The 19639-nt window shown below is 68.0% G+C and carries 19 protein-coding genes; 9 read left to right on the top strand and 10 right to left on the bottom strand.

Annotated features, from left to right (window positions below):
- The first annotated feature begins 8 nt into the window (after positions 1-8).
- Both H7K45_RS12205 and H7K45_RS12200 read left to right on the top strand, forming a co-directional pair.
- A complete protein-coding gene (locus tag H7K45_RS12205) occupies positions 9-164 on the top strand; it encodes a DUF6131 family protein (RefSeq protein WP_263996066.1) in 156 nt (51 codons plus the stop codon).
- A gap of 14 nt (positions 165-178) precedes the next feature.
- A complete protein-coding gene (locus tag H7K45_RS12200; RefSeq protein WP_263996065.1) occupies positions 179-1321 on the top strand; it encodes an AI-2E family transporter in 1143 nt (380 codons plus the stop codon).
- A gap of 5 nt (positions 1322-1326) precedes the next feature.
- Here the strand turns inward: H7K45_RS12200 and H7K45_RS12195 are convergent, their stop codons facing one another.
- Positions 1327-2892, bottom strand: coding sequence for a cation:proton antiporter (locus H7K45_RS12195; RefSeq protein WP_263996064.1), 1566 nt, complete (start codon positions 2890-2892; stop codon positions 1327-1329).
- A gap of 124 nt (positions 2893-3016) precedes the next feature.
- On the opposite strand from H7K45_RS12195, the gene H7K45_RS12190 reads away from it, so the two are divergent.
- On the top strand, positions 3017-4858 hold the full coding sequence (locus H7K45_RS12190) for a CheR family methyltransferase (RefSeq protein WP_263996063.1): 1842 nt from the start codon (positions 3017-3019) through the stop codon (positions 4856-4858).
- On the opposite strand, the gene H7K45_RS12185 is transcribed toward H7K45_RS12190, so the two are convergent.
- The 4 genes from H7K45_RS12185 to H7K45_RS12170 all read right to left on the bottom strand — a co-directional run bounded on the left by H7K45_RS12185 (position 4832) and on the right by H7K45_RS12170 (position 8448).
- Positions 4832-5302, bottom strand: coding sequence for a hypothetical protein (locus tag H7K45_RS12185; protein WP_263996062.1), 471 nt, complete (start codon positions 5300-5302; stop codon positions 4832-4834). The genes H7K45_RS12190 and H7K45_RS12185 overlap by 27 nt on opposite strands.
- A 65-nt stretch (positions 5303-5367) precedes the next feature.
- Positions 5368-6474: an acyl-CoA dehydrogenase family protein gene (locus H7K45_RS12180; protein ID WP_263996061.1), complete on the bottom strand. Its 1107-nt coding sequence runs from the start codon at positions 6472-6474 to the stop codon at positions 5368-5370.
- 7 nt (positions 6475-6481) lie between these two features.
- On the bottom strand, positions 6482-7657 hold the full coding sequence (locus H7K45_RS12175; RefSeq protein ID WP_263996060.1) for an acyl-CoA dehydrogenase family protein: 1176 nt from the start codon (positions 7655-7657) through the stop codon (positions 6482-6484).
- 116 nt (positions 7658-7773) lie between these two features.
- Entirely contained in the window at positions 7774-8448 is a 675-nt protein-coding gene (locus H7K45_RS12170; RefSeq protein ID WP_263996059.1) for a Crp/Fnr family transcriptional regulator, read from the bottom strand.
- 176 nt (positions 8449-8624) lie between these two features.
- Here H7K45_RS12170 and H7K45_RS12165 point away from each other — a divergent pair, with 176 nt between their 5' ends.
- From H7K45_RS12165 to H7K45_RS12145, 5 genes are all read left to right on the top strand, one after another.
- Complete coding sequence (locus H7K45_RS12165; RefSeq protein ID WP_263996058.1) at positions 8625-9368, top strand: GAF and ANTAR domain-containing protein; 744 nt, start codon at positions 8625-8627, stop codon at positions 9366-9368.
- Positions 9365-9658: a hypothetical protein gene (locus H7K45_RS12160; RefSeq protein ID WP_263996057.1), complete on the top strand. Its 294-nt coding sequence runs from the start codon at positions 9365-9367 to the stop codon at positions 9656-9658. The genes H7K45_RS12165 and H7K45_RS12160 overlap by 4 nt, the downstream gene beginning before the upstream one ends.
- Positions 9659-9745: 87 nt before the next feature.
- The gene (locus H7K45_RS12155; protein ID WP_263996056.1) at positions 9746-10489 is read left to right on the top strand and encodes a beta-phosphoglucomutase family hydrolase; all 744 of its coding nucleotides are present in this window, start codon (positions 9746-9748) and stop codon (positions 10487-10489) included.
- The gene (locus H7K45_RS12150) at positions 10486-12846 is read left to right on the top strand and encodes a glycoside hydrolase family 65 protein (RefSeq protein ID WP_263996055.1); all 2361 of its coding nucleotides are present in this window, start codon (positions 10486-10488) and stop codon (positions 12844-12846) included. Before H7K45_RS12155 ends, H7K45_RS12150 begins: the two co-directional genes overlap by 4 nt.
- Before the next feature lie 40 nt (positions 12847-12886).
- Positions 12887-14050, top strand: a complete 1164-nt coding sequence (locus H7K45_RS12145; RefSeq protein WP_263996054.1) for an NAD(P)/FAD-dependent oxidoreductase — start codon at positions 12887-12889, stop codon at positions 14048-14050.
- Here H7K45_RS12145 and H7K45_RS12140 read toward each other — a convergent pair.
- Genes H7K45_RS12140 through H7K45_RS12130 form a run of 3 tightly spaced genes read right to left on the bottom strand, consistent with a single transcriptional unit; the run spans position 14047 to position 16671 of the window.
- Positions 14047-14799: a sulfate transporter gene (locus tag H7K45_RS12140; protein ID WP_263996053.1), complete on the bottom strand. Its 753-nt coding sequence runs from the start codon at positions 14797-14799 to the stop codon at positions 14047-14049. The genes H7K45_RS12145 and H7K45_RS12140 overlap by 4 nt on opposite strands.
- Positions 14783-15814, bottom strand: coding sequence for a chemotaxis protein CheB (locus tag H7K45_RS12135; RefSeq protein ID WP_263996052.1), 1032 nt, complete (start codon positions 15812-15814; stop codon positions 14783-14785). Before H7K45_RS12135 ends, H7K45_RS12140 begins: the two co-directional genes overlap by 17 nt.
- Positions 15815-15852: 38 nt before the next feature.
- Positions 15853-16671, bottom strand: coding sequence for a SigB/SigF/SigG family RNA polymerase sigma factor (locus H7K45_RS12130; protein WP_263996976.1), 819 nt, complete (start codon positions 16669-16671; stop codon positions 15853-15855).
- Positions 16672-17102: 431 nt separating this feature from the next.
- Here H7K45_RS12130 and H7K45_RS12125 point away from each other — a divergent pair, with 431 nt between their 5' ends.
- Positions 17103-17792: a GAF and ANTAR domain-containing protein gene (locus tag H7K45_RS12125; RefSeq protein ID WP_263996051.1), complete on the top strand. Its 690-nt coding sequence runs from the start codon at positions 17103-17105 to the stop codon at positions 17790-17792.
- 57 nt (positions 17793-17849) lie between these two features.
- On the opposite strand, the gene H7K45_RS12120 is transcribed toward H7K45_RS12125, so the two are convergent.
- Entirely contained in the window at positions 17850-18842 is a 993-nt protein-coding gene (locus H7K45_RS12120) for a helix-turn-helix transcriptional regulator (protein WP_263996050.1), read from the bottom strand.
- 119 nt (positions 18843-18961) lie between these two features.
- Entirely contained in the window at positions 18962-19624 is a 663-nt protein-coding gene (locus H7K45_RS12115) for a phosphate signaling complex PhoU family protein (protein WP_263996049.1), read from the bottom strand.
- Between the last annotated feature and the right edge of the window lie 15 nt (positions 19625-19639).

Here is a 19639-nt window from a genome sequence, read left to right as displayed (position 1 = left end):
GACTGGTCATGATCGTCCTCGGCATCATCCTCCTCGTCGCCGGCTACTTGCTGCCGCTGCCCCTTCTGGTCACCATCGGCTGGATTCTCCTGGTCATCGGCATCATCCTGTTCATCCTGGGAGCCGTCGGCCGTCCGGTCGGTGGTCGAAAAGTTTGGTTCTAGCGCAGTAACGCGTCGTGCCCCCCGCTGCGGACCACGCCGACCACTGGGTCAGTCCACTCGTGCGTGCGTCCGCGGCGTGGGCGTGGCGCCTGCTCCTCCTCGCAGGCGCCGCCTACGTCATCTTCCAATTCCTCGTCTTCTTCGGGGTGGTCGTCGTACCGGTCGCCCTGGCCCTGATCTTCACCGCCCTGCTGGCACCCGCCGTCGACTTCCTCGACGCCAAGGGCGCCGCCCGCGGTGGCGCAGTGGCATTCGTCCTCGTTCTCGGGCTCGCCGTCTTCGGCGGGATCCTCGCCTTCGTCGTCAACCAATTCATCGAGGGCGCACCACAACTCGTCGACCAAGTCACCCGAAGCATCGAAGGTGCCCGTGACTGGCTCATCAACGGTCCGGCCGCACTGAGTCGCGACCAACTCAACCTCGCCGTCGGCACGTTCACCGACGCCCTGCGCACCCACCAGGCCCAGCTCACGACCGGCGCCTTGTCAACGGCGGGCACCATCGTCGAGATCCTCGCCGGCGCCTTCCTCCTGCTGTTCGCCCTCATCTTCTTCCTGCTGGGCGGTCGCAACATCTGGCAGTTCGTCACCCGCGTCGTGCCCGCCGAGCATCGCGCCCGCGTCCACGAAGCGGGCGCCGCCGGATTCCACTCACTTGCCGGTTACGCCAGGGCCACCTCGCTGGTCGCCCTCGTCGACGCGGTGGCCATCGGCAGCGGGCTGGCCATCATGGGCATCCCCCTGGCGCTTCCGCTGGCCTCGCTGATCTTCCTGGGCGCCTTCATTCCCGTCGTGGGTGCGCTGGCCACGGGCTTCCTCGCCGTCGTGGTGGCGCTGCTGGCCAAGGGATTCGTCTACGCGCTCATCACCTTTGGCCTCATCGTCGCGGTCATGCAGCTCGAGGCTCACGTGCTGCAACCGTTGGTGATGGGCCGCGCGGTGTCCATCCACCCGCTGGCCGTGGTCCTCGGACTCACCGCAGGCGGTGTCCTCGCCGGCATCATCGGCGCGCTCCTGGCCGTGCCCGCGATCGCGTTCGGCAACAGCTTCGTGCGGGTGCTGACCGCCAAGGATCCCACTGCCCGCACCGAGGCGCTCGAACGGCAGGACGGGCCGCTCGTCGACGCCGAGGCCGACGAGCACCCACACCCGTCCTGAGGCGCTCAATCCGGCTGCGAGCCCCGTGCGTCCAACCGCTTGAGAACGGCGTCGACCACCACCGGGTCCACACCGGATTCGGCACGCGCCGAACTGATCTCCTGCCTCGCGGCCGTGAGGATCTCGTCCTTCACCGCGTTCATTGCCGCGGCGTGATCGGCGCTGCGGGCGCCCTGCTCGTCGCCCGGCTCGGCGGGGGTGAACTCCATCGAGTGCCACATGCGGTCGGCGTTGTCCTGCGCGTGGCCGAGGATTTCGGCGTCCCAGGGACCGTCACCACGAATCTCGTCGAGTCGGCGCGAGCCCGCGTCCCTGGCACGGCGGACGAGCTCCCGGGTGGCCCGATGGCGTTCGTCGTCGGAGGCGACGACGCCCAGTCGCTTGACCACCAGCGGCAGCGTGAGCCCCTGCAGAACCATGGTCGTGACGATCACGACGAAGGCGATGAAGATCAGCCGGTCGCGTTCGGGGAACCCAGGTGTCCCCGACGGTAGTGCCAGCACCGCGGCGAGCGTGACGACGCCCCGCATCCCGGCCCACGAGGCCACCGTCATCTCACGCCATCCCACGGGCTCGGCCTCGACGCCTCGACGCCGTCGCACGCGTTCGTCGACCGACGTCACCGGGAAGATCCACGCGAACCGAACGACCACGACGACGGCGGTCACCGCCAGCGCCTGCCAGATCGCCACGTCGAGTGGGCCGGGCACGCTGCCTGCCACGTTGCGAATCTCCAAGCCCACGAACGCAAACGCCGCCCCGGTCAGCAACAGCTCGACGATCTCCCACGTGGTGCCCGACACCAGCCGGGTCTGGGCGGACTCGACGTCGCCGTACCTGCTCAACCCGAGGGCGACGGTGACGACGGCCAACACGCCGCTGCCGTGGGCGGCGTCGGCGGCCGCGTAGGCCGCGAACGGCAACACCAGAATCAGACCACTGCCTGCGGGATGAGCAGGCAACCGGATCAGCAGCCAGCGCACCGCCACGGCGATCACCACGCCCACCCCGATGCCCACCGCGATCGCGAGGGTGAGCGCACCGGCCGCCTTCACCGGCGACACCGCACCCGTCAACGTCGCCGCCACCGCCACCTCGTAGAGCACCAGCGACGTCGCGTCGTTGGACAGTCCCTCCCCCTCCAGAATCGTTCGCAAGCGCCTCGGCAGGCGGAGCTTTCGGGCGACGGCGGTCGCGGCCACCGGATCTGGCGGGGCGACCGCAGCACCCAGCGCCACACCCGCGATGAGCGGCAATCCGGGCACCACCGCAGTCGCCACCACGGCCACGGCGAAGGCGGTCACGGCCACCAGGGCGACCGCCAAGAGGCCGATGGCGCGCCGATTGTCGAGGAATTGACGCCACGACGTTCGGCGCGCCGCGGCGAACAGCAACGGCGGGAGCACCACGGGCAGGATCCAGTCCCCGTCGACCGTCGGCACCGACACCCCGGGCACCACGCCGACCACCAATCCGAACATCAACATGACCACGGGGTACGGAACCGTCATCCGCTCGGCGACCGGTGCGAGCAGCACCGTCGCGATGACCAGAAGCAACAGCAGGGCCATTGGTGAGGCTCCCCTTTCACGACGCAGTTGGTTCGCATTCCCCAGTTTTGGCGTCATGAACATCCCGACGGCGGGCCACGGCCCTCGGTAAGGTCGGCACGGTGAACGCGGCAGGCGGGATGACATGAGCGATCAGGAAGACGCGTCCTTCGAAGCGTTGCTGCACTATCTGCGCGACACACGGGGCGTCGACTTCACCGGCTACAAGCGAACGTCCCTCGCGCGCCGCATGCGCCACCAGATGGACCGTTCGGGCATCGCGACGTTCGACGAATACCTCGACGTGCTGCAAGCCAGTTCCGACGAGTTCGCCGCGCTGTTCGACACCGTTCTGATCAACGTCACCTCGTTCTTTCGCGACCCGACCGCCTGGCAGTTCATCCGCGACGAGGTGATGCCGGCGCTGCTGGCCCGGCGCGCACCCGACGAGCCCATCCGCATCTGGAGCGCGGGATGCGCCTCTGGCCAGGAGGCGTTCACGCTGGCGATGATCCTCGCCGACGACTTGGACGTCGAGGCGTTCCGGCACCGCGTCAAGATCTATGCCACCGACCTCGACGAGCAGGCCCTCACCCACGCCCGAGCCGCCACGTACGACGCCAAGGCGGTCGCCTCGGTACCCGAACCGCTGCTGACGAAGTACTTCGACCAGGTCAACGGTCGGTATGTCTTCCGCAAGGATCTGCGCCGGGCGGTCATCTTCGGCCGCAACGATCTGGTCAAGGACGCGCCGATCTCCCGCGTCGACCTGCTGGTGTGCCGAAACACCCTGATGTACCTCAACGCGGAGACCCAGCGAAAGGTGTTGTCGCGGTTGCACTTCGCGCTGGCGCCCGAAGGCGTGCTATTCCTGGGCCATGCAGAGATGCTGTTGAGCCACACCGACAAGTTCGCCCCGGTCGACCTCAAGCACCGCATCTTCCAGCGCGCGCCCGGCTCGCAGAGCGAGCTGAACAGAGCCGTCACGCACGAGGCGCCGTCGCCGCGTCAGGGCAACCTCTCGGGTCTGGCGCCACTGCGCGAGTTGGCCTTCGGGGCCAGCCCCGTCGCCCAGATCGTGGTGACCGGTGACGACACGGTGGCGATGATCAACCGGCAGGCCGAACAGTCCTTCGGGTTGTCGGCGCGCGACATCGGTCGGCTGTTGCGGGATCTCGAGGTGTCCTACCGCCCCGTGGAGCTACGGGCCTACGTCGAGCAGGCCAAGGTGGAGCGCAGGTCGGCTCGCATCCAGGAGGTCGAGTGGCAGCGGGCAGGCACCGACGCGGTGTGGTTCGAGATCCACGTCAACCCGCTGGTGGACGCGCAGAACGGTCTCGTGGGCGTCTCGATCGTCTTCTTCGACGTGACCGCCAATCGAATCCTGCTCGACAAGGTCGTGCAGACCAACGGTCAACTCGAGGCCGCCTACGAAGAACTGCAGTCGACCAACGAAGAACTCGAGACCACCAACGAAGAACTGCAATCCACCGTCGAAGAACTCGAGACCACCAACGAGGAGCTGCAGTCGACCAACGAAGAACTCGAGACGATGAACGAGGAGCTGCAGTCGACCAACGACGAGCTCCACACGATCAACGACACCCTGCGGGAACGCAGCGGCGAATTGCACGACGCGCGAACGTTTCTCGCCTCGCTCGTCGACTCGATGACGATGGGGATGATCGTGATCGACCGTGAGATGCAGGTCGTGGAATGGAATCGCGGCAGCGAAGAGTTGTGGGGGCTGCGGTCGGAGGAAGCGGTGGGTGCCACCATCGGCAACCTGGACTTCGGCCTGCCGGTGGACGAATTGAAACCGTTGATCGGCAACGCCTTCGTCGACCTCGATGCGGTCGGGGAGGCTCGTGTGACCGCGGTCAACCGGCGTGGCCGTCACTTCCAGCTGCGCGTCGTGTGCACGTCGTTTCGCTCCCCTACCGGAACCAGCAGTGGCGCACTACTGCTCATGGAGGACGCGGGCTGACGTGGCGTCCGGCGAATCGCTGGCCGACAGGTACGCCACGGTGGCCTGATGAGCCGCGGCAGCAGCACGATGCCGCTCCGCCGCCGTCTGGTGCATGTCGCATTCCTCGTCGCCAACGGTCATGGCGGCCTGCTCGTGCGCGGCCGCGGCGCGGAGATGCGCCTGCTCGGCTTCGACGTGCCGGTGCAGCGCGGCGCGCCACGCATTTGCGGCGCGCAGGCTGGCCTGTTCCGCCCGTAGCCGAGCCTGGGCTGCCGTGCCCGGCGCGGGCTGAGCGCCACCCACCAGTTCGGCCAGCCTCCTGCGCAATTCCACGGCGCGGGCATGGGCGAGTTCGGCACGTTTCGCCGGCTGGAGCCAGGACGCGCCTGCCTCCAGATCGAACCCGCCACCCGCGTCCAACATGGTGATTCCCCGTCGTGCCGACCCCCGACGGGTCGTCATACGAGTATCCCCCGCCGGAGGCCGTTGACAAGTGGAGACCCCGCCCACACCCGAGCGCGGCCGGGTTACAGCGCCACGGTGCCGTAGGTGCTCAAACCCGGGATCAGCACGCGCAACTGGTCGTCGGCCGACCCCAACGACTGGTCGATCGCGGTCAAGCGGGCGGCGTAGTGGCCGACGGGATACTCGGCGGTGACGCCGATGCCGCCGTGCAACTGAATGGCCTCCTGCGCGATGTGCCTGCCCGAGCGACTGATCTGCAGCTTGGCCCGGGCCGCGATGACGGGATCGAAGGTGCCGTCGGCGATCGACATCGCGGCGTAGAAGCTCATGCTGCGGGCCAGCTCCAGGGAGACGTACATGTCCGCCGCGCGCTGAGTCAGCGTCTGGAAGGTGCTCAACGGCACGCCGAACTGCTTGCGGCTCTTCAGGTATTCGGTGGTCAGCCGCAGCGCCTCGGCCATCGCGCCCACTGCCTCGGCGCACAGCGCCGATTGATGGCGGATGAGCGCGTTCTGCAATCCGACGGTCGCGTCACCGCCGCTTCCGAGGGGTTCGGCCGGCGTGGCGTCGAAGTCCAGCTGCGCGGCGCGCTGTCCGTCGAAGGTGGGGAACCCCCGGCGCGCGACGCCGTCGGCGGACACCACGAACAGCCCCACCCCGCCGTCCGGCAGCGCCGCGCTGACGACGAAGACGTCCGCGCTGTCGCCGGCGAGGACGGGGTTCTTGCGTCCCGTCAGCGTCCACGCGTCACCCTGGCGCTCAGCGCGAGTAGCCACCCGAGTCGTCGCACCTCGCATGCCGGGCTCGTGGTGAGCCAGCGCCAGCAGGGTGCGGCCCTCGGCGACCTCGTCGAGGACCTTGCGTTGCTCGTCGGACCCCAGCTCGGCGATCACGCCGCCCGGAATCAGCGCGGCTGCGGCGACGGGCTCCGGGGCGAGCCGCTTGCCGATCTCGGTGAACACCACCATCAGTTCGATCTGACCCGCTTCGTCGGGATCGAATCCGAGCCCCAGGATGCCCATTTCGGCCAACTGCGACCACACCTCGCGACTCCACCCGAGATCGGTCTCGATGACCCGGAGGCGCTTCTCGACGTCGTAGTTGCGCTCGAGCACCTCGTCGGTGATGTTGCGCAGCAGTTCCTGCTCGTCTGTCAAATGAAAGTCCATGGCGTCCTCACAGTCCCAGAATCGTGGAGGCGACGATCGTGCGTTGCACTTCGTTCGTGCCGCCGTAGATCGACACCTTGCGGTAGTTCAAGTACTTCGGGGCCGCGAGCTGCGCCCACGGTGGCGAGCCGATGTCGTCGCCCGCGTCGAACGGCAACGCGTCGGGTCCGGCGACGTCGACGAGCAACTCGGTCACCGCTTGCTGCAGCTGGCTGCCCTTGAGCTTGAGGATCGAGGACGCCGGGTTGGGCTTGCCGTCGGCCTCGGAGCCGCTGACCCGCAGCTGCGTCAGTTCCAGGGCGAGCAGCTCGTTCTCCACCTCGGCCACCCGGGCGGCGAACAGCGGATCGTCCAGCAGCGTCCCGTGGTCGGTGATCGTCTTGGCCGCGTGCTCCTTGACTTGGGCCAGCCACACCTTCGTCGTGCCGATCCGCGCGATGCCGGTGCGCTCGTTGCTGAGGAGGAACTTCGCGTAGGTCCAGCCGCTGTTCTCCTCGCCGACCAGCTGATCGGCGGGCACGCGAACGTCTTCGAAGAACACCTCGTTGACCTCGTAGCCGCCGTCGATCAGCTTGATCGGGCGCAGGGTGACCCCGGGGGTGGACATCTCCACCAGCAGGAAGGAGATGCCGGCCTGCCGCTTCGGCGCAGTCGGGTCGGTGCGCGCGAGGACGAAGATCCAGTCGGCGTACTGGCCGAGCGTGGTCCAGGTCTTCTGCCCGTTGATCACATAGGAGTCGCCGTCGCGGACGGCGGTGGTGCGCACCGAGGCCAGGTCCGAGCCCGCCTCCGGTTCGGAGAAGCCCTGACACCACCAGATGTCCACGTTGGCGGTCGGCGGCAGGAAGCGCTCCTTGAGCTCCTGGGAGCCGAATCGCGCGATCACCGGTCCGACCATGCTGGCGTTGAAGGCCAGCGGCTCGGGTACGCACGCCAGACGCATCTCGTCGGACCAGATCTGCCGTTGCAGCGGCGTCCAGTCCTTGCCGCCCCACTCGACGGGCCAGTTGGGCACGGCAAGGCCGTGTTCGTTCATGATGCGCTGCGTCGTGACCACGTCGTCGGGCAGTTTCAGTTCGCCGTCCCGCACGCGAGTCCGGATCTCCTCGGGGATCTTCGTGGTGAAGAACTCCCGCAGTTCGTCGCGGAACGCGGCCTCGTCGTCACTGAGCGCCAACTTCACTGTCGAACCTCCGATTCTGCGGGCGCGGCCCACCGTCACAACTCCAGGAAGGCTATGCCTACCCGCTGACCACTTTGCCAGGGCGGGATCAGTGACCTCGATCGGCCCACCGGTACCTAGCGGGCGCGGCGTACCAGTTGGTCGGAGTCCGCGATGATCATCCCCTTGCGCTCCAAACGAATCCACCCTCGTTGACTGAAGTCGGCCAGCGCCTTGTTGACCGTCTCCCGCGAGGAGCCCACCAACTGGGCCAGCTCCTCCTGGGTCAAGCCGTGTCGCACCGCGACCACGCCGTTCTCCTGCACACCGAAACGCTGCGCAAGTCCCAGGAGTTGCTTGGCGAGCCGGCCGGGGACGTCGGTCAGCACCAGGTCGGCCAGGGCATCCTCGGTGCGACGCAACCGTCGCGCCAGAATGCGAAGCATCCGGTCGCCGACTTCGGGGTGCTGGGCGATCCACGACCGCATGACGACGCCGTCGACGCGGACCACGGATGCCTCACCGATGGCGGTCACGGTCGACGTGCGGGGGCCAGGGTCGAATACCGAGAGCTCACCGAAGGACTCGCCCGTCCCGCGCATGGTGAAGATGGTGTCCGGTGCACCGGGTGCGCCGCGGCCGACCTTGAACTTGCCGGCGGCGATGACGAACAGCGCGTCACCGAACTGTCCGTGCCGAAAGACGACGTATCCGGCCTTGACCGTCGTCGTGGAGAGGTCCTCGACGAGTTCGGCGACGAGTTCGGGCTCGACTCCACGAAAGATGGCGGCCCCGTGAATGGTCGGTTGCACTGGCGCTCCTCCTCCCGTGACGGGCGTTGGCGGCCGATACCCGCCGATGGAGGGGGAAAACGAGGTGTTTCGGGTCTGCGGCCCCGGGTAGCCGCCGTGCCACCGACGGCTGCCATCGAGTGGCGCTGAGGCCCTCGGCAGGCGTCGCCGATTGCGGCGACAGAAAGGCGGCCGACGTGCAACCGTTGTCCTCGAACCGCACCGTGGGAGACGAATTGGCCGCAGTGCACGCCAGGCTCGCCGGCATCCTGCTCACCGAACAGACGGTGCACTCAGCACTGCAGCTCATCATCTCGCTGGCCAGGGACACCCTCCCCGGAAGCGTCGGTGCGGGTGTGACGCTCATGCGCCGCGATGGCCGGCCGGCGACCTCGGCGGCCACCGACCCCGAGGTGGAGGCACTCGACCGACTGCAGCACGGACTCGAAGAGGGCCCCTGTCTGACGGCGTGGGCGACGTCGTCGGTGGTCCGGGTCGACGATCTGACGACCGAGGACCGGTGGCCGGTGTGGTCGCCGAGGGCTGCGGCCATCGGCATGCGATCGGTGCTCAGCGCGCCGATGGAGGCCGGTGGGACGACGTGGGGCGCGGTCAAGGTGTACGGCGCGGCGCCGAACTGCTACGACGAGCGTTCGGCGGAAGTCCTGCGACGGTTCGGCGCCCAGGCGGCGATCTTCACGGCCAACGTGCAGACCGCCGAGGCGACGCAGCGCCTCAGCGACGACCTGACCGACACGCTGCACAGCCGTGACGTCATCGCCGTCGCCCGGGGCATGGTGATGGCGCGTCGGGGCATGGATTCCGAACGCGCCTACCGGCAGCTCGTCCAGTTGGCCAGGCAGTCGCGCATCCCGCTGACCGAACTAGCCGAGCGCATGGTGGCCTCTCCCGTGCGGCGAGACGCCGCCCCCGACAGATGACCGCCTCCCCGAGTGAGCGTCTTCACGAGGCCTTCGAGGCGTCGCGGTTGACGGTGCCCGAGTTGTGGCTGCGCTACTTCGCACTTGGAGGCCAGGCCAGCGAGCTGGAGCTCGACGCGTACATCGGCGGGGCGTTGGCGCTGCCCGCCTTCGAGCACGACGTGCTCGCCCACGCCATCAACGAGCGACTCGACGAGATCGGTCCGCCTCGAGCTCCGTACAGCGACGCGTTCACGTCGCTCGGCTTCCAGGAGGACCAGGCGTGCGACGAGGGGTGGGGCGGGGCCTGACGGCCCGGTGTGGACACGACGTGGCCATCGCCTCGGAAAGTGGGTACTCCCCGCCTCGACGATGCCCGCGAGCGAAGAAGGTGCCATGTGCTAGGCCTGCCCGACGGTGTACACGCGTGTCTGTTCGACCTCGACGGGGTGCTCACCGACACCGCGAGCGTGCACCGAACCGCCTGGAAGGCGATGTTCGACGACTTCCTCCGCGCTCGGGCCGACGAGTCCGGTTCGACGTTCACGCCGTTCGACGTGGACGCCGACTATCAGCGCTACGTCGACGGAAAGACCCGGGAGGACGGGGTGCGGTCCTTCCTCGCCAGCCGTGACATCGAACTACCCGAGGGCGATCCCGACGACGACGAGCACGCCGACACGGTCAGCGGGCTCGGCAACCGAAAGAACGCCGCCTTCCAACACACCATGCACACCGACGGAGTCAGAGTCTTCGAAGGTTCTCGTCGATATCTGGAATCGGCTGCGGCGGAAGGACTTCCGATAGCAGTAGTGTCCTCATCGGCGAACACCCGCGAGGTGCTCGAGGTGACCGGCCTGGCCAAGTTCGTCGACGAGCGGGTCGACGGCGTCACCATTCGGGAGCAGCACATCGCCGGCAAGCCGGCACCGGACTCCTACCTGGAGGGCGCGCGCCGCCTCGGCGTCGACCCGGCCGCGGCAGCGGTGTTCGAAGATGCCCTCTCCGGCGTGGAAGCCGGCCGGGCCGGGTGCTTCGGGCTCGTGGTGGGTGTCGACCGCGTCGGCCAAGCCGATGCCCTGCGCGAACACGGTGCCGACGTCGTGGTCACCGATCTCGCCGACCTGCTCGACGCGCGATGACGGCCGATGCCACGTACCCGGTCGAGCCATGGCGCCTTCGGGAGACCACCCTCGACGTCGACGCCCTCGCCCAGTCGGAATCACTGTTCGCTCTGTCCAACGGCCACATTGGGTTACGGGGAAACCTCGACGAGGGTGAACCGCACGGCACCCCCGGCACCTACCTCAACTCGTTCTTCGAGATCCGGCCCCTGCCGTATGCCGAGGCGGGTTACGGCTACCCCGAGGAGGGACAGACCCTCGTCGACGTGACCAACGGCAAGATTCTGCGCCTCCTCGTCGAGGACGAGCCGTTCGACGTTCGCTACGGCGAGTTGGAACACCACGAACGCACACTGGACTTCCGCGCGGGCACCCTGACCCGCACCCTGCAGTGGCGCTCACCGGCGGGACGCGCCGTGGCCGTGACCTCGACCCGGCTGGTGTCCCTGGCCCAGCGGGGGGTCTCGGCCGTCGAATACGTCGTCGAAGCGGTCGACGAATTCGTCAGGGTGACGGTGCAATCGGAGCTCGTGGCCAACGAGGACCAACCCGAGACGTCGAAGGATCCACGCGCAGCGGCACTGTTGGAGAAGCCGTTGATGCCGGTGTCGCACGACTGCGACGGTGAACGGGCGGTGCTGATCCACCACACCCGGCTCAGCGAGTTGACCATGGCCGCCGCGATGGACCACGACGTCGAGGTGCCCGGTCGGGTGGAGACGCACACCGAATGCTGGGAAGACCTGGCGCGAACGACCGTGGTGTGCGGACTGCGCCCCGGCCAGAAGTTGCGCATCGTCAAGTACCTCGCCTACGGGTGGTCGAGCCTGCGGTCCCGGCCAGCCCTGCACGACCAGGTCGCCGGCGCCCTGACCGGAGCGCGCTACATCGGATGGCAGGGCCTGCTCGACGCCCAGCGCGAATACCTCGACGACTTCTGGGCCAACGCCGACGTCGAGGTCGAGGGCGACCCGGAGATTCAGCAAGCGGTACGGTTCGGCCTGTTCCACGTGCTTCAGGCCAGCGCACGGGCCGAGCGCCGGGCCATCGCAGGCAAGGGGCTCACCGGCACCGGCTACGACGGTCACGCCTTTTGGGACACCGAGGGTTTCGTCCTCCCCGTCCTGACCTACACGCACCCGCACGCCGCGGCCGACGCCCTACGCTGGCGGGCATCCACGATCGATCCGGCTCGCGCGCGGGCCGCCGAACTCGACCTCGCCGGGGCCAGCTTTCCCTGGCGAACCATCCGCGGCCAGGAATGCTCGGCCTACTGGCCGGCGGGCACGGCGGCCTGGCACGTCAACGCCGACATCGCCCTGGCCTTCGAGCGATACCGCGTCGTCACCGGGGATCAGTCGCTGGAGGCCGACGGCGGACTCGAAGTGCTCGTCGACACCGCCAGGCTATGGGTGTCCCTCGGGCATCACGACCGCCACGGCCGATGGCATCTCGACGGCGTGACGGGGCCCGACGAGTACACCGCGGTGGTGCGGGACAACGTGTTCACCAACCTCGTGGCCGCCGAGAATCTGCGCATCGCGGCGGCGGCCTGCGGCCGACATCCCGAACGAGCAAGGGCCCTCGGCGTCACCACCGAGGAGACGGCCAGTTGGCGTGACGCGGCCGACGCCGTGCACGTGCCGGTCGACGAAGGCCTCGGCGTGCATCAGCAGTGTGAGGGCTTCACCACGTTGCGGGAGTGGGACTTTGGCGAGAACACGTCCTACCCGCTGCTACTGCACGAATCCTATGTGCGGCTGTACCCGGCGCAGGTCATCAAACAGGCCGACCTGGTTCTGGCGATGCACTGGCAGAGTCACGCGTTCACTCCCGAGCAGAAGGCTCGCAACGTGGACTACTACGAACCGCGAATGGTGCGGGACTCGTCGTTGTCGGCGTCGACGCAGGCGGTGCTGTGCGCCGACGTGGGCCACCTCGAGCTGGCCCACGACTACGCCTACGAAGCGGCGCTGATCGACCTGCGCAACCTGCACGACAACACGCGCGACGGTCTGCACATGGCGTCGCTGGCGGGAGCGTGGACGGCCCTGGTCGCGGGTTTTGGCGGGTTGCGTGACGACGCCGGAGTGCTGGAGCTCGACCCGCACCTGCCCGAGCAGATCACCCGACTCCGGTTTCGGTTGCGCTGGAGGGGGTTTCGGTTGACCATCGATGCCGATCACGAACACGTCGTGTACCGCCTGCTTCCGCGCGACGGGGAGGACGAGGGCCGGCTGACCATCCGTCACGCCGGCACCGACCTCGAGCTCGACACCGCCACGCCCACCACCGTCCGGTTGCACGCGCGGTTGCCGTCGTCCCCGGAACCCCGGCAACCGCCGGGGCGCCGACCCGTCCGTCGACTCCGCTGAGGCGACGTGTGCCGATCCGGCGAACGGGTACTGGCACCGTGTGACCACAGCGGGTTTGATCATCATCGGAAGCGGACCGGCCGGCATCAGCGCCGTGGAGTCCTACCGCCGGCACGGAGGTGCCGGGCCGGTGCTGGTGTGCAGCGCCGATCCGGACTTGCCGTATGAGCGCCCGCCGCTGAGCAAGGACTTCCTCCGCGGCGACACCGACGACGTCGCGCTGCATCCCCCGGAATGGTTCGTCGAGCACGACGTCGACCTTCGCCACGGGCGACCCGCCACGGCCGTCGACGTCGACGCCCACACCGTGACGGTCGACGGTCAGCCGATCCCCTACGAGTCGCTGGTGCTCGCCTGCGGCGCCGCGCCATCCGGGCTGCCCGTGCCCGGCGGCGAACGCGCACTGTCGTTGCGGTCCCTGGCGGACGCGCATCGGCTTCGCGAGGCCGCCTCTGGCGCGACGTCGGCCGTCGTCGTCGGAGCCGGTTTCATCGGCTGCGAGGCGGCCGCGTCGCTGGCGATGCGCGGCCTGGCGGTCACCCTGGTGGCGCCCGACGCCGTCCCTCAGGAGAAGCGGCTTGGAGCGGAGGCCGGTCGGCGTCTGCGCGACCTGGTGACGTCGACGGGCGTGCGGTACGTCGGGAACGCCAAGGTCACGTCGATCACCGACGCAGGCGTGGTGCTCGACGACGGGGTGACCGTCGACTGCGACGTGGTGCTCGCCGCCACCGGCGTGACCCCGCACGCCGAGTTGGCGTCCGCCGCCGGACTCGACGTCGAGGACGGGCGAATCGTGGTCGGCGCCGACATGCGGACCTCGGCGGCCGACGTCTACGCCGCCGGCGACGTGTCGTTCGCCTTCAACACCGCCGTGGGTCGCCACATCGCCGTCGAGCATTGGCAGGATGCGATGGATCACGGCGAGATCGCGGGCGCTCAGGCCGCGGGGGCCAGGGACACGTGGCATGCCGTACCGGGCTTTTGGTCGACGATCGGTGAGGCGACGGTGAAGTACCACGCGTGGGGCGACGGATTCGACGCCAGCCGAGTGGTCGACCACGACGACGGCTTCACCGTCTGGTACGAAACCGACGGCGTTGCCGTCGGCGTGCTCACCTGCAACGCGGACGACGACTACGACCTCGGCGAAGGACTGATCGCTAGCCGTCGACCGGCGCCGCCTCGACGACGTAGGACGAACTAGAGACGGTTCTCCGGGCCGATGACGCCCCAGACGACCTTGCCCCCGGGCACCGGCGTGTTACCCCAGACCCTGGTCAAGGCATCCACGATCTGCAGTTGCGTCAGGGCGCCGAGGAGTTCGTCGTCTTCGTGAATCAACGCCAGTGAGGGACTTCCGTCGGTGACCGCCACGGTGACGGTGTCGTCGCCGGCCTCCACCCGGACGTCGAGATCACTGTCGGTGTGTTGCAGAACGTTTTCGACGAGGACGGTGGCCACCACACAGGCAGTCGGAGCAAAGGCGCTCAACGACCACGTGCAGAGCCGATGCGTCACGAAGTCCCGGATCGGAGCGACGGCTGTCGGCGTGGCAGGCCAGACGTCCCTCGCGCGCTGGCGCAGCGGCCCGAGGTTCGACGCCATCGCCGAGCGTGCCGCCGTGGCCGTTCCGTAGACCGGGAGGTACCGGGTGATTCCGTTGCGGGCCAGAACCCGCCGAACAGCGGTGTGGGCGCACACCAGACCGATCGGGACGTTCGGCCAGTCGACGACCAACCAGCGCGCGCTGGTGAAGACGGCCCACGCCGACGGCGACGGCGCATGCAGTGCGGTGACGTCGACCAGCACCATCGGCGCATCGAGCGCGGCCTTCACCACTGCATCCCGGATCACCAGGTAGGTGGTGGCGTCGAGCACCCCGCCCAGCACCACCGTCGCGGCAGCGGGGGCGATCGCCACGTCGACCGTCAGCGGACTACGCGATGGATGCATCAGGCGCGTCTCCGTCGTCGTCCAACAGTTCGGACAGCCGGCTCCGAAGGACCGCGACGGCATGCTCGGCTTCCTCGGCAATCTCGGCGTAGCGACGCTGCAGTGCGCCCGGACTCACGATCGACTCGTGCTTGCGCGACAGCTTGGCCTTCTCCTCCAGACTGCGCAGCGCAACCCACAAAGCGTTCTCGGTCTCTCGGTCCCGCGCCCGCAACAGCGCTTCCGGCGTCCACGCGTGCCCCACCCGGCAGCGGTAGTTCGTGCTGCCCACCGACACCAGCGACCCGTTGCAATCCGGGCACGTGAACCCCGACGGCGGCCCCAACGTCTCGGCGTCGAAGACGTCAGAGAAGCGAGGTCCCATAGCTATGTCGTTCTCCGCTTCCATCATCGGATCGAACACCGTCTCGCCCTCCTGCCCGGGACGGTCGGCCAGCGAGGCAAACAGTTGCCCTGCTGCGGCCGCCGCCACCTGATGATCGACGATCTGTGCGGCGATCGCATTTCTGGGCATGTCGGGGAAGAGCGCGTCGTCCGGCGCCTGCACGACCGTGACCCCACCCCTTGCTCGAATCGCGGTCAGGCCGAGGACGCCGTCGTCGAGCACCCCGGACAGCAGCACGCCGATGGCTCGTGACCCGAAGTCCACCGCGGCCGACCTCAGCAGCGCGTTGATCGCCGGACGGTGGCCGTCCTCGGTTGGCCCGCGCGACACCACGATCCGACGACGCCTGACCAGCAGGTGGCGATCCGGGGTGGCGACGTAGACGTGCCCGGCGCGTAGGAGCTCACCGTCGACGCCCTGACTGACGGGCAACGGTCCGTGGCGGTCGAGGATTTGAGCCAGCACGCTCGGCGTAGCGCTGGACATGTGAAGCGCGACGAGGACCGCATGGGGAAGGCCGGCGGGTAGGCCACCCACGAGCTGTTTGAGCGCCTCGACGCCGCCAGCCGACGCACCGATGGCGATGACACCCCGCGGTGCGTTGACGTTCGTGCCGATCTCCTCCTCCACTTAGATGGGCTACCCGTCCCCGGTCGTCTCAACCGGCATCAGCCCGCCAGCGACCGTCGACTGCCCACCGTGTCACTCATCCCATGCCGCAGGCGATCGAGCGCTTGGGCCAGCAGACGCGACACGTGCATCTGGGAAATGCCAACGCGCACGGCGATTTCGTCCTGGGTCAGCGACTCGAAGAACCGCATGACGATGATTCGCTGCAGCCTCTCTGGCAGCGTCGAGAGTTGCGCGCGCAGTGCCTCTCGGTCCTCGATGAACCGAATGCCGGGGTCCAGACCACCCAATCGATCGGCAAGGGTCGGCGCGTCGTCGTCGGATCCGGATCCGAAGTCGATCGACAACGTCTTGAACCCGGCGCCGGCCACCATTGCCTCGACGATGTCGGCGCGGTCCATGCCCAGCTCGTCGGCCAGCTCCGACGGGGTTGCGGAGCGTCCGAGTCGCTGCGCGACGTCATTCATCGCCTGACCCAACTGAGGGTAGACGTCCTTGAGGCGTCGCGGCACCTTGACCGACCAGCTGTAGTCGCGAAAGTACCTCTTGACCTCACCCATCACGGTCGGCACCGCAAAGCCGAGGAAGTCACCCGCGGACGGGTCGAAGCGGTTCACCGCGTTCAAGAGTCCCACGCGGGCAACCTGCACCAAGTCGTCATGGGCTTCGCCGCGGCGCGCGTAGCGTCGGGCGATGTGGTCGGCCAACGGTAGGCACTGCTCGATGATGTGGTCACGCAGCCGCCGGTATTCATCGGATTCAATTGCCATCGAACGCAATTCGACGAAGAGCTCCTGCACCTCGTCATAGCGGGTGTCGTCCTTGGCGGGACTGCGCCGCAACGAACCCTTGGGCATGGGCGAGCTCACGTTGTCCATGGAGTCTCCTGCGGTGGTTGCCGCCCCGCTGGCTCCAGGGATGGTGACAAGTGTGCACCCTGAAATCGTCGCCGTCGACCCGTCGACGGGCCCCACGACGCCGTCAGATCGCCGATTCCGCAGCGCCAGAGCGTGATCGGGCCAGGGTATGGCCGTCGTACGGATTCACGAGTCTTCGTTTGACGGATATCCGCCCCGGTCAATGGTTCGCGAGTTGGCCGGACGGCCGTCGACTTCCTCCGAAGAGTCCAAAGGCCAACGCGCGCAACGGTCGAACGATACGATCGGGGTCACGACCAACTGACCGTGACATGGCCCGGGGTACAGCCGAAGTGCCACGATGGAGGCGGTCCACCGACGAGTGCGGCCACCCGTCGTCGAAGCGCACAGCAAGGGGGTACACCGGAGTCATGGCCAACGAGACGAGCATCGATCTGGCGACGACGTTGGGACGCCTTGCCGTCGAGATGCAGGATCTGCGGGACGTCGAATCCGTTCTGCAGATGATCGTGGCGGCATCCGTCGACGTGGTTCCCGGAGCCCGGTGGGCGGGAATTTCCCAGGCCCACGGGAGGAACGTCGAGCCTCGTTCGCCCAGCGATCCATTGGTGATGAAGATCGACTCGTTGCAGTCCGAACTTGGTGAGGGTCCCTGCATCAGCTCCCTGCGCGACCACCGCACCGTGGTCGTGGACGACATGTCGGCCGAGACGCGGTGGCCGCGGTTCGCCGAAGCTGCCCTGGCGCTCGGAGTGCACAGTTCGATGTCGTTTCAGTTGTTCGTCATCAAGGACAACCTTGGCGCACTCAACCTCTACGGGGGCGAGCCGGGGGTGTTCGACGACGAATCCCTGCTCTACGGCGAAACCCTCGCTCAACACGCCTCGGTGGCCATGGCCGACACCATGGCCGTCGAACAGTTCCACCGGGCATTGGCCAGCCGGGACATCATCGGGCAGGCCAAGGGCGTGCTGATGGAGCGGTTCGGCGTCGACGCGGTACGCGCCTTTGCGCTGCTGACCCGGCTGTCGCAGGATGGCAACATCAAGCTGTTCGAGGTTGCGGAACGCGTCGTCTCGACCAGCGGATCGTCTGACTAGCGGCTCACGTCGTGCGGGAGCCGAGGACGTTCGGAGACGATGGTCTTCGTCGGCATCTCACGAACGCAGCGTGACGTGCGGACTCTGACCGTAGGTCTCGCGGTAGAGCACGGCGAAGCGTCCGGTGTGTGCGAATCCCCACCGAGCGGCCGCCGCCGTGACCGTGATCGTCGACCTGTCGCCGTCGACCAGCTCGCGGTGAACGTGCTCGAGACGGACGCGCCGCAGATACGCCATGGGCGTGCTGTCGAGGTGACGGCGGAACATGTATTGCAATGCCCGTGGTGTCACGTACACCGCGCTCGCGACATCGCCGATCCCCACGTCATGTGCGGCGTGTTCCTCGATGAAGGCCATGGCCCTGCGCAGGAGCGCCGGCTGGTCGGAGACGTCGCGCCGATCCCGTAGGTGATCGCGGTCCGAGGTGACGACGGTATTGGGAAAGGCCGCAAGGGCCGTCGCCGCCAAGAGCCGACCGGCGGCAGCCAGTACCAACGGTGTGGCCGGACCGTCGCCGGACAAGACGAAGTCGTCGACGTACCGACGAGCCGCGGTGAGCGCCCTGCCAGCAGAGGCGCTGACGGGCTCGGCGCCGGTGAAGCTGACGTCTGCCGGTCGGACGTGCCCAACGTCGCCAGCCGCCTCGACGAGGAGTCGGCGATCCAGCACCACGGTCTGCAGCGTCGCGTCGCTGGTCCGGATCCGAACCGGCTCCGCCGCACTCGACCCGATGATCAGCTCGCCGGCCGCAGCCCGTCCGGCACGACCACCTACCTGGCTCTCTGCGCGCCCCTCTACAGGCCAGAGCACCACGACGGATCCCATGGCGGCTTCGGCGCGCACCTCGACGTCGCCGTCATGGCGAACGCTCTCCAGGGCAAACGTCGAACTCGAGACACGACGGTGGTCGACGCGTAGTCGCCGTCCCGGCTGACGGGTCAGCGGCCGTACGTCCACCTCGGTGCGGTAGACGCGGTTGAGATACGACGTGATCTCGGCGGATTCGTCGCTGTGTACTTCCTGTACACGGAGGCAACCTGAGGGGGCCATGATGCCAAATTTCAACGCTGACTGACCGAGCTGTGTCTAAACTCGAGTCCTGGCAGCGTACCGCAACGGTTCGGCAACGTCAGACTTTGGTCACATTCGGCCTCGATCAGCGGCAGCAGTCACACGACCCGTTCATGGTCGAGGCTCGACGCACCGCTGGTTTGGAACATCATCCTGCGCGCGATCTCGCCGGCGTGGTCGGCGAAGCGTCCGTAGAACCTACCCAGGAGGACCACGTCGGAGGCCACCGTGGCTCCGTGTGCCCACCCGGGACTCGCCACCGCGGTGAACAGCTCGCGATGCAGGGTCTCCACGAAGCGGTCGTCGGACCGGACCCGGTCGACCTGCGCGCAGTCTCCCGTCGTCAAGATGGCATGGCACCGTCCCGCGAGATCCACCGCGGTGGCACCCATCTCCTCGAACCGGCCGTGAAGCTCCCGGGGGATGACGGACTCCGGGTAACGGCGCAGAGTGAGCTTGGCGACGTGAGCAGCCAGACCGCCCATCCGATCGGCGTCGGCGGCCACGTGGAGCGCGGTCACCACCATGCGAAGGTCCCGGGCCACGGGCGCCTGCCTCGCCAGGATTCCGATCGCGCGACGCTCCACCGCGTCGCGCAGCCGCCGAAGCTGACCGATCTCGCGGGTGACCTCGTGCGCCACGGCGGCATCCACGTCCAGCAATCCACGCGTGGCCCCGCCGACGGCCTCCCCCGCCAACGCGCACATCGCACCCAGGTCGGCCTGCAGCGACTCGAGTTGCAGTTGGAAGTTCGTACGCACGGGCGGCCCTCACAT

It is taken from the genome of Mycobacterium yunnanensis, assembly GCF_025823185.1.
Taxonomy (GTDB): Bacteria; Actinomycetota; Actinomycetes; order Mycobacteriales; family Mycobacteriaceae; genus Mycobacterium; species Mycobacterium yunnanensis.
This window is presented reverse-complemented; position numbering and strand designations above follow the sequence as displayed.